The following is an 11,052-nucleotide window of genomic DNA, read 5'->3' on the forward strand; positions in this document are numbered from 1 at the left end:
TCCGAAACCGGCCACCCCCACCGCAACCTCCAGCACCCCTCCAGCACCCCTCGAAGGGACGTTGACCGAGGTCACAAGCTGTTGTCACCCCGCTCCGGGCTGTGGCGGCCGCCCCGCCCGAGGGCCTGGCAACGGCTTCTCAGCGGTAGGCGTGTTCGGGGCGGGTCAGGTCCAGGGGGAGGTCACCACGTGAGTTGATCTGGAGCTTGCGGTAGACCCTGGTCAGGTGCTGTTCGACCGTGCTCACCGTGAGGAAGAGCTTCGACGAGATCTCCCGGTTCGTGAGCCCCTGCGCCGCCAGCGTCGCCACCCGCTGCTCCGAGTTGCTCAGCTTCGTCGGCGCCGTGCCCTGGCGCGGGGGAGTGCTCGCCGCACGGGCGGCGGGCGGGGGCGAGGGCGGAGGCGGTGCGTCGGGGAGGATCTCGGCACACAGGCCGCTCGCGCCTGTCTCCTCGGCCAGGTTCCATGCCGAGCGCAGCATTGCGCCGCCCGCCGGTTTCTCCCCGTCCGCCCGGAGGGCACGCCCCAGGTCGGCCATCGCCCGCGCGGTCTCCACACGGTCGGCGGAGCGGCGCAGGGCCTCGACCGCCTGGCCAAGTGTCACCGCGCGCCGCGACGGCTCGCCCGCGACGGCTCGCATACGCAGCGACAGGCCGCGGACCCATGGCCGCCGCGCGTCGGGGTGGGCCAGCTGCTGGAGGGCCAGGGCCTCGGCCCGGTCCGATTCCCCGAGGCGCAGGAGGGCCTCCGCCGCGTCCGTCCGCCACGGCAGGAACGCCGGACGGTCCGCGCCCATGGTCTGCGCCTGCCGTCCCGCCTCCAGGAAGTCGCAGAGCGCGGCGTGTGGCTGGTTGACGGCCAGCCGGTGGAGGCCGCGGGCGCGCAGCCAGACCAGGCCGTGCAGGCTCGTCAGCAGGTGCCCGGGCAGCCGGCGTCCGGCGAGCCGGGACGCCTCGGTGGTGCGGCCCGCCAGGATGTGCGTGCGCAGCAGGACCGCGTTCGGTGCGTACGCCGCGGCGCCCCCGCGGTCCGGGACCGCGGCGAGTGCCGTCGATGCCTGCGCGTGCGCGTCCGGTACGTCGCCGAGCCGCAGCAGCGCCTCGGCCTGCAGGGATGCGAACGCCGCGCTCCAGCCGGGAGCACGGCCGCGGTCCGCCTCCTCCGCCAGCTTCCGGCACCACGGCAGGGCACGGTCCGGCTGTTCGGACCAGATCAGGGAGCGTACGGCCTGCGTCAGCGGCGCGAGCGTGGCGTCGGTCAGCCGGGTGGCCCGCAGCAGCCGCTCGCAGGCCTCCAGTGGGGTGTCGGCCATCGTGTCGACGAGGGAGGCCCTCGGCGGGGCGATGGCTGCTCTGGGCAGATCCGCTGTGGACAGATCCGCTGTGGACAGATCCGCTGTGGACAGATCTGCTGCGGACAGGTCCGTTCCGGACAGATCCGCTTCCGGCAGGCCGGTCCCTGACAGGCCAGTCGCTGACGGACCAGCCCCTGACAGGCCAGCCCCTGACAGGCCAGCCCGGAGCAGCTCTGTCGCTTCGGCAGGCCGTCCCTGGGACAGCAGTAGCGTCGCTGTCGAGCGTGTGTGGTGCGCGGTGACGGAGTCGTCCGTCCGTGCGTCTCGGAGCAGTTCCGTGAGCCGTCGTTCGGCGCCCGCAGGGTCGCAGCGTGCCGTCAGCTCGGCCAGCTGTAGCAGCACACCGGTGCGCTGGTGCTCGTCGGGGCCGTGCCGCAGGGCGAGTTCGAGGAACTCCGTCGCCGCCTCGTGTGAGGCGTCCCGCGCGAGGAGTTCCTCGGCGGCGTCGCACAGCGTCTCGACCGCCCACGCCCCGGGGTGCGCCGGGCCCTCGCGATCCTCGGCCGCCGCCGACAGGTGGTGCGCGACCAGCGCCGCCGGGCAGCCGTCCCCGTACAGCACCTCGGCCGCCCGTCGGTGGAGGGCTTCGCGGTCGGCGGGGGAGGTCTCGTCGAGGACCGCCCGGCGCACGGCCTCGTGCCCGAAGCGCGTTCCGTCGAGGAGACCGGCGGCCCCGAGCGCGGCGAGTACGCGCCGCGCGACGGCCGGAGGGGCTTCGAGGAGCCGGGCGATGCGCGGGGCGTCGGCCTCGTCGCCGAGCACGGCGATCGCCCGCGCGAGGGTGGTGGCGAAGGGGCCCGTACGGTGCAGGCAGGCCGTGACCGCGCGGGCGAACGGGCCGCCCGGGGCGGGGAGGGACACACCGGTCGAGCCGACGTCCTGGGCCGTTGCTTCCTCCCCAGCTTCTTCCTCCTCGGCGAGGGCGCGCAGCAGGAGCGGGTTTCCGCCGCTGACGTGGTGCGCGTCGACCGCTTTGCCCCCGCCCCCGTATACGGCGGCCGCTTCCGCTTCCGTCAGGAGCGCGAGGCGCAGCCGGCTGAAGTGGGGGAGCCGCATCAGCTCGGTGGTGAAGTGGGTGGGCTCCGACTCGGTGAACGGGGAGACGGTGACGACCAGCAGCACCGGCGCGGAACGGGCGTACCGCGCGAGGAAGGCCAGGTATTGGAGGGAGGCCGTGTCCGCGTGGTGCACGTCGTCGACGCACAGCACGAGCGGCCGTCCCCCGGCGTACCGGAGCAGCGCATCGCAGAACGTCCGCATGGCGCCGGTGGTGGGCAGAGCGAGGGGGAGGTCGGCGGAGTCGGTGGGTGGAGCCAGGGGCGGTTCGCCGTGGACCAGTTGCCGCAGGACGCCCAGGGCCACGTCCCGTTCCGCAAGGGTGGCTACGGCGGTCAGTACGACGGCGGCGGAGTCGGAGCCGGGGACGGGGTCGGAGCCGGGGACAGGGTCGGATGAGCTGGAGGCGGAGGCACGTTCGGCGGTGGCGTCCAGGAGCGCGCTCTTGCCGCACCCCGTCGGCCCCTCGACGAGCACGACCCGCGAGGCGCCCGCCTCGCAGTCCGCCAACGCCGCGTCCAGCGCCTCGGTCACGGACGTCCTGCCCGCCAGCCTCATGTTCGCCCCCGTCGCCGAAGATGCACCCTCACCGGGACAGGGTGAGGTGTGCCCCTACAGGGGTGCTGGAGAGGCGGATGAGAGGCGGGTGAGAGTGGGACGAGAGGCGGGCGAGCCGCCGCCGGGAAGCACTCCCCAGGTCCGGAAGCCAGATCCGGAAGCCAGATCCGGAATCCGGGTCCCGGAATCAGGGCTCGGCGCAGATGAGTCCCGCGTCGCGCATTTCCTCGACCCAGATTTCGAGATCGGCGCGCGCGTTCACCGGGTCCGTGTTCCACATGTCGGCGAGGATGTCCGCGGCCGCCCCCGAGTCGCCGTCGTGGCGGCGCAGCGCAATCCACATCGCCGCACCCATGGGGCCGCACCGATAGCGTGCGGAACCCGTCACCGATTCCACCAGGAGTTCGAGGCATCCGTCCGCGTTGACGGAGCTGACACTCACCCCGGGCATCGGTCGAAACCGCACAGGCACCTCCAGTGTCGGCCAATCCGAAGACACCGTCGTGAGCGTCCCGCCCTTCAACCGATCAAGGGACTCTCAAGCTAGTACGGAACCGTCGTCAGATCCATGGAATGCCCCGTACTCAGGGGTCACCGGCCCGAGCACCCCTATACCGGGACTCGAGTGGTCCGCGGCGCATAGGGGCGCACCGGGGGCGTGACGCGAAGGGGGCGGGCGTGTGTCCCTTCCGCGCAGGGGTGGTGGGCCGTTCAGGGGCCGTCCGTACAGCCACGTCCTCACCCCGCCCGGAGGAATTCTCCGTTCACCGCACCCGGTGTCCACGGGACTGCCGTGGTGGTCGGGGACGGAAAACCGCGCCTCTTTTTCTGTCACCAGGACGGAAACCCGTACCGGGGCACGGACCGGGGGAGCGGACCGGAATGCTTTTCGCCGCTTACGCTCTCCCCCCTACCTGTCGGGTGACGGATTCCGGGGAATGCGTGCAGAATTCCGGCCATCACCTTCGGCCATCACCTTCGGCCACTTCCGTTCGGGGACCGCTGTTTCGGGTGCGGAAGGCAAGGCGGCCGCCGACAGCCCCGCTCTCGACCCGTTCACGAGCGGCTGTGGACCGCTTCTCCAGCGCGCCTCGAGCGGTTCCCCGCAGCGGCCCTCACCATCGACCTCCGTACGTCGCCGGTGATCACCGCGGCCAGCCGCGCCGGATCGTCCTGGAAGTAGAAGTGACCGCCGTCGAACCGCCGTACCCCTACGAAGTCCGTGCTGGAGTCCGACCACTCCTCCAGGGGCCCCTGCGGAGCGAGTACGTCCTCGACACCGTGGAAGACCGTGAGCGGCACCGGCAGCGGAGGGACGCCCTGCGGGGACCGCCAGTTGGCGACCAGGGTGATGTCGGCACGGATCACGGGGGCGAAGACGCTCCACAGCTCCGGGTCGTCGAGGATGCGCGGCGGGGTGCCGCCCAGCCTGATCAGCCGGCGGCGCAGCTCCGCGTCGGTCAGCTCGCCGGGCTCCACCCGGGGCCGGTCGGAGTAAGGCGCCCCGCACCCCGACAGACCCAGCCACACCGGCGTCCTGCGGCCCTCACCGACGAGCCTGCGGGTGATCTCGTACGCGACGAGTGAGCCCATGCTGTGCCCGAAGAAGGCGAACGGTACGTCGGGGTCGCCGAGTTCCACGTGCAGCCGCTCCAGGAACCAGTCGACCAGGGCGTCCGCGTCGTCGAGCGGCGCCATCCCGGCCAGCAGCCCGTGCCCCGGATAGTCCTGGGGGAGGAAGTGCCAGTCGCCGGGGAAGAGCGCCGCCCACTCGCGGAACATCAGCTGGGATCCGCCGGCGTGCGGGAACACGAACAGGCGCAGGGCGCAGGGGGACTTCACGGTTCTCCGTTCGGGTTCTTTCGCGTTCCGCAGTGGAGGCGGGTCACGTTTGGGGGGCCAGGAGCCGGGTGGGCAGGGCGCGCCGGCTGCTCACGCCGAGCTTGCGGAAGACACGGGTCAGGTGCTGCTCGACCGTGCTCACGGTGATGAACAGTTGCTGGCTGATCTCCCGGTTGCTGAAGCCCCGCGCGGCCAGCAGCGCCACCCGGCTCTCGGCGTCGCTGAGGAGCAGAGGACCGGATCCACCCGATCCACCCGATCCACCCGACCCACCGGACCCGCCGTTCCCGGCCGACCCGGTCTGCTGTTCTGCGCGGGCGGTTTCGGCGGGGACGACCTCGTAAGCCGTGACGCCCGTGCCCGTGCCTATACCCGTGCCTATACCCGTGCCCGTGCCCGAAGCTGCACCCGCATGCGTACCTGTACTCGTACTGGTCGCCGGGTACGCGTCCGTGTGCGTGCCCCGGCCCGGTTCCGGCGCTGCAGGCCGCGGCGTCGCCGGAGCGGACCGGCAGAGCTTCGCCTCCTGCGCCGCGCGCCAGGACGCGGCCCGGGCCTGGTCGAGTTCACCGACGCCACGGCAGGCGATACTCAGGTCCGTCAGTGCGCGGGACAGCTCCATCCGATCGCCCGCCGCCTGCAGCGCGTCGACGGATTTGCGCAGCAGAGCCGGGCGCTGCACGAGCTCACCGGTGGCGGCCAGCAGCCGCAGCGCGACGCCCTGCGTCCGCAGGCTGACTTCCTGGGCGAGACCGAGCTGCTGCTTCAACAGGTCGCGCGCCACGGCCGTACGGCCGAGCCGCAGGTTCGCCTCGGCCAGGCCGTTGCGCCAGGGCACGAGCTCGACGACGTCGAGCCCCCGGTCCCGTCCGAGGCGGGCGCACGTCTGGAAGTCCCGTACGGCGGCCAGTACCCGGTCCGTCGCCAGATGGTGCCGGCCGCGCGCGTACCGGCAGCTCAGCCCCCACACCGCGCCGTCCAGCACCTCGGGGGTCATCAGACGGACCGATTCCTCGGCCGCGGTGTGCTGCCCCAGCATCGTCTGCGCCGAGACGAGCACACTGAGCGGGTACCCCCGCAGCACACCCCACGACCGGGCGGGCAACAGCTCCAGGGCCGCCTTTGCCAGGCCCGAAGCCGATGCCAGCTCGCCGCACCGCAGCGCGAGGTCCGCCCGTACGGTGCCCAGGGCCGCCTGCCAGACCGGACCCCCGCGCCGCACCGCCTCCGCGAGCAGCGCGCCGGTGCGTTCCCCGGCCTGTTGCAGCTGATCACCGCGGATGAGCGTGAGCAGCGCCGCGAGAACGACCTCCAGCATCGTCTCGTCCAGCCGGCAGCTCTCCAGGATGTGCTCGGCGCTCGGCAGCGCGCTCTTGGCACTCACCCCCGCGTAGCCGTCCGCGATCGCGTGCACCGCACGGATCCAGGGGTCCTCCAGATGACGTTCCGGGGCGGTGTCCGACGGCGGCCTGCTGCTCACGTCCGTCTTCGGCGCGCCGTAGAACCACCGGTACGCCAGGTGGAGTTCGGCCTCCGCGTACGGGTCGCGGTCATGGCCGCCGCCCTGTACGGCATCGGTGTCCGCGCCCTCGTATGCCGCGCGGGCACGCTGCGCGGCCGCCGCGTCGCCGCGCCACAGCGCCTGCTTCAGCAGCGGCAGCGCGTCACGCCCCGCCAGCACACCCTGGTCCAGGGCGGCCCGGTCGGCGGCCTGCCAGCGGTCCGCCGTGGCCGGGTCGACCCGCCACACGGCCCGCGCCAGCGCCCGCCGCAGGACGTCCCGTTCACGCGGATCCGTGGTGACGTCGAGTGCGAGTTCCAGGCTCCGTGTCACCAGCCCCACGTCGTCGCGCGCGGCGGCCTCCACCGCCGTGGCCCGCAGGGCGTCCACGGCCCAGGCATCGGCCGGAGCCGGAGTGCGGCCGGGGTCGCCCCCGTGTGCGGCTGACAGCAGCTGGGCCGCCACGGCCGCGGGCGCCGCGCCGGTGCGGTGGAGCAGTTCCGCGGCGCTGACATGCAGCCGCGCCCGGTCGTCGGTGTCGAGCGTGCCCAGGACGGCGTTCCGCGCCACCGGATGCCGGAAACCGGCCTTGTCCAGCACGCCCGCCGAGGACAGTGTGTCGAGTACGTTCTCGACCGTGCTCACGGGCAGCGACACCAGCCCGGCCACGGGCAGCGCCCGCCCGTCCCCCAGTACGGCCACGCCCCGCGCGACCGTCAGCAGCGCCGGATCCCAGCGGTAGAGGCAGTTGAGTACGCCCTGCGCGTACGAGGAACCGGCCACCACCGGCGCGTCCTCGTCGTCCGGATGGTCGAGCAGCCAGGTCTGGTGGTCCTCCAGCAGCGCCCGGACGAGCAGGGGGTTCCCGTTCGTCAGCCGCAGCACCTCGGGCGCGTGCGCCCGCCCGTACGACACCGGGGTCTGCTCGGCCGTCAGGTCGAGCACGGCCGCGGCGTCCATCGGACGCAGCCGCATCCGGCGGTGGGGGTACCGGGTGGTCTCGGAGTGGAACGGGGTCATCGCGGGGTGCGCCCAGCTCCACTCGGACAGCACGATCATCACCTGCGCCGACGCGATCCGCTGCCGCAGATGCAGGATCAGCCGAAGGGTGAAGTCGTCGACGAACTGGACGTCGTCGACGACGACGACCAGCGGCCGGTCCGCGCGGGCGAGATCCAGCAACTCAAGGCAGAGCGCGTGCACGGTACGAGCACAGGTCTCGTCGGAGCCTTCCGCACCGCCATCCCGTACGTCGTCCAGCAACCGCACGGCACGCTCGGAGACCTCCGGGGGCAGGTCCGCGTTGCGGAACAACTGGTCCGCGACCCCTGACGGGAACGCGGTTGACGAGAACGCGGTTCCGTCCCGCGACCCGGTCGCCAGCAGCAGCAGGGCGCCCGCCTCTTTCGCGTACTGCGCGAACGCGTGCAGCAGCCGCGTCTTGCCGACCGCGAGACCACCGGAGACCAGCGCGAGCCGGCCGGTCCCCGCGGCACACTCGCCGAACTGCTGGGCAAGGCCGTCCAGGGCATCTTCGCAATCGCCTTCCACCGCACCCCCAGAGCATCGGCCGAACCGCAGAGCCGCAGGGGGTGTCCGGCGGATCCGGCGGACACCACCCTGGCTCGCCCCAGGCTGCTGCCCCCGGCTACAGGGCGGGTCGAGCCCCGATGGAACTGACGGGGCCGACCCCGTCGAGGGGTGGGCAGGGCAACCCCTCAACGCCCCAGTTCGCGGTCGAGGAAGCTGAGCAGCTCGTCGTCCGAAGCCGACTCCAACTGGTCCAGGACACCGCCTTCCGGCGCCGCCCCGGTTCCAGCCCCGGTTCCAGTCCCGGACCCGGAATCCGACCCGAACTCCGACTCCGACCCCGGCTCCTGCCCGAGGCCACGGCCCTGGCCCTGCCACTTGGCGAGGAACGCCTGCAGCCGCACCGCCACACGCGTCCGCGTGAGCGCGTCCGGCTCCGACGTCACCAGCGAGGCCTCCAGTCGGTCCAGCTCCTGGAGCAGGGAGTCCCCGCTCGCCGTACCGTCCCGGAAGAGCTCCTGCCGCAACAGCCGCGCCCCCGCCACCGCGTTGGGGTGATCGAAGACGAAGCCCGCAGCGAGCCGCAGCCCGGTCGCCCGGGTGAGCCGGTTGCGCAGGTCCACCGCCATCAGCGAGTCGAAGCCCATCTCCCGGAACGCCCGGTCCGGCTCGACATCCGCCATCGACGAGTGACCGAGCACCGAGGCGGCCTGCTGCCGGATCAGCTCCAGCAGCTGCGCCTCCTGCTCCTCCTCCGACAGCGCCGCGAGCCGCTCGCGCAGCCCCGCCGACACATCCGCGTCCTCCGACCCGTCCTCGGCCGCGGCCGCCATGATCCGCGCCACCTGCGGCAGGTCGGCCAGCAGCGGACTCGGCCGCAGCGCCGTGAACGCGGGCGCGAACCGCTCCCAGTCCACGTCGACGACCGTCAGCACGGCGGCGTCCCCGCCGGCCGCGTGGGCCAGCGCCGCGAGCGCGTGCTCGGGGTCCAGGGCCGACAGACCACGGCGCCGCAACTGTCCGTCGGCGTCGACGTCGTCGGGCGCGCCGTCCGGCACAGCGTCCTGCGCGCCGTCCTGCGCGCCGTCCGTCACGCCGTCCGTCACGTCGTCCGTCACGTCGTCCGTCACGCCGTCCTGCGCGTCATCCGTCACGGCAGCACCGCCGGTGGCGACGTCCGCCCACGGACCCCACGCCACCGAAGTGGCCACCCGGCCACGGCTTTGACGCAGCTGAGCCAGACCGTCCAGGTACGCGGCCCCGGCCGCGTAACTGGCCTGACCGCCTCCGCCCCACACACCGGCGACCGACGAGAACAGGACGAACGCGTCGAGGTCGGCGTCCGCGAACACCGCGTCCAGGTTCGCCGCGCCCGCCGCCCTGGCGCGCAGCGCCTCGGACGGATCCGTGTCGTTCGCGGCGGTGCCACCGGTGCCGGTATCTCCGGGGGTGTGCAGTACGGCCCGTACCGCCGAGCCTTCGGCTTCCAGCGCGGCCACCAGGGCGGCCAGTTCCGCCCGGTCGGACACGTCGACGGCCTTCACCGTCGCCCGCTCACCGAGCCGCTCCAGGACGTCCGCGTCCGGAACACGGCCCGCGGGCGCCAGCAGCACCACGCGCTCGGCGTCGGTGCCGGCCAGCCAGTTCGCGACCTGCGCGGCAGCCGGCGTCGTACCGTCGCTGATCAGCACCGTGCCACGCGGCTCCCACGCGCCGTCGCCCACCGGAGCCGTCGCCTGCGCCAACCGGCTCGCGTACACGCCTGCGGGGCGTACGGCCGTCTGGTCCTCGCCTGTGGTTGCGGCGAGAACGGACGCGGTCAGTTCCCAGGTGCGGGCATCGAGGGTGTCGGGAAGGTCGACGAGACCGCCCCAGCGGCTGGGCTGTTCGAGCGCGACGACCCGGCCCAGGCCCCAGACCTGGGCCTGGGCGGCGTTGCGCAGCGGGTCGGAGGTGCCGGTGGAGACCGCGCCCTGGGTCAGGCACCACAGCGGGGCCTCGATGCCCGCTTCCCCGAGCCGCCGGATCAGCATCAGGGTTTCGGTCACGCCGGGTGCGAGGCCGTCGTCGTCGAGGGTGTCCTCGCCGATGGCGAGCAGCGAGACCACGCCGGCGGCGTCCGCGTACGCGGACAGATCGGTGTCGGCGGCACCGATACGCACGACTTCGGCACCGGAGGCCTTCAGGCCGTGGGTGACCCAGTCGGCGGTGTCGGCGGACAGGGCATCCGGTACGGCCAGCAGCCAACGCCCGGTGAGCGCTGCGCCCGTGGCCCGTACGGGCTTCCAGGTGACGTGGTAGCGCCGGTTGTCGACGGCGGACTGCTGAAGTCTGCGGGTGCGCCAGGAGGAGAGCGCGGGGAGCGCTTCGGCGAGCGGGGTGTCCGCCGACAGATCCAGACCGCCCTCGGCGAGAGCGACCAGGTCCTCGCGCTCGACAGCCTCCCAGAACGCCTCGTCCGGCCCGGAGCCCTGCCCCTGCCCCTGGCCCGCCTCCGCCGTACCCGGGTACGCACCCGGGTGGGCGCCGGCGACGGGCGCCTTCGGCCAGTAGTGCTGGTGCTGGAAGACGTAGGTGGGCAGGTCGACGCGCTGGGCGCCGGTACCCGCGTGGTACGCCGTCCAGTCCACCGCGGCGCCGTGTACGTGCAGTTCGGCGAGGGCCGTGACGACCGCGTCCGGTTCCGGGCGGTTCTTGCGCAGGGCCGGGACGAAGACGGCGTCCGTTTCGGTGCTGGTGGTGGTGTCCTGGGCCATGGCGGACAGGACACCACCCGGACCGAGCTCCAGGTACGTCGTGACGCCCTGGGATTCCAGGTGCCCGATGCCGTCGGCGAAACGGACGGCCTCGCGGACGTGGCGGACCCAGTAGTCGGCCGACCGGATCTCGTCCCCGGCGAGGGTGCCCGTGACGTTGGAGACCACCGGGATCCGCGGGGCGTGGAACGTCAGTTGCTGTGCCAGGGCCCGGAACTCGTCCAGCATGGGTTCCATGCGCGGCGAGTGGAAGGCGTGGCTGACGCGGAGCTTCTTCGTCTTCTCGAACCGGGACGCGATCTCCTGGACCGCGTCCTCGTCGCCGGAGATGACGACGGAGGCCGGGCCGTTGACCGCCGCGATCGACACCTCCTCGGTCAGCAGCGGCAGAACCTGGTCCTCGGTTGCCTGGACGGCGACCATGGCTCCGCCGGTCGGGAGGGCCTGCATCAGCC

The 11,052-nt window shown here is 73.0% G+C and carries 5 protein-coding genes; all 5 read right to left on the bottom strand.

Annotated features, from left to right (window positions below; all coding sequences use genetic code 11):
- Positions 1 to 139: 139 nt before the first annotated feature.
- Complete coding sequence (locus ACLF6P_RS29505) at positions 140 to 2,968, bottom strand: helix-turn-helix transcriptional regulator (RefSeq protein WP_415954479.1); 2,829 nt, start codon at positions 2,966 to 2,968, stop codon at positions 140 to 142.
- Between the two features lie 187 nt (positions 2,969 to 3,155).
- Positions 3,156 to 3,419, bottom strand: a complete 264-nt coding sequence (locus ACLF6P_RS29510; RefSeq protein WP_415954480.1) for a PqqD family peptide modification chaperone — start codon at positions 3,417 to 3,419, stop codon at positions 3,156 to 3,158.
- A gap of 605 nt (positions 3,420 to 4,024) precedes the next feature.
- Entirely contained in the window at positions 4,025 to 4,810 is a 786-nt protein-coding gene (locus tag ACLF6P_RS29515; RefSeq protein WP_415954481.1) for a thioesterase II family protein, read from the bottom strand.
- Between the two features lie 43 nt (positions 4,811 to 4,853).
- On the bottom strand, positions 4,854 to 7,862 hold the full coding sequence (locus ACLF6P_RS29520; protein WP_415954482.1) for a helix-turn-helix transcriptional regulator: 3,009 nt from the start codon (positions 7,860 to 7,862) through the stop codon (positions 4,854 to 4,856).
- 167 nt (positions 7,863 to 8,029) lie between these two features.
- On the bottom strand, positions 8,030 to 11,052 hold a 3,023-nt coding region (locus ACLF6P_RS29525; protein ID WP_415954483.1), incomplete at its 5' end, for a KR domain-containing protein.

It is taken from the genome of Streptomyces lothianensis, assembly GCF_047779955.1.
Taxonomy (GTDB): domain Bacteria; phylum Actinomycetota; class Actinomycetes; order Streptomycetales; family Streptomycetaceae; genus Streptomyces.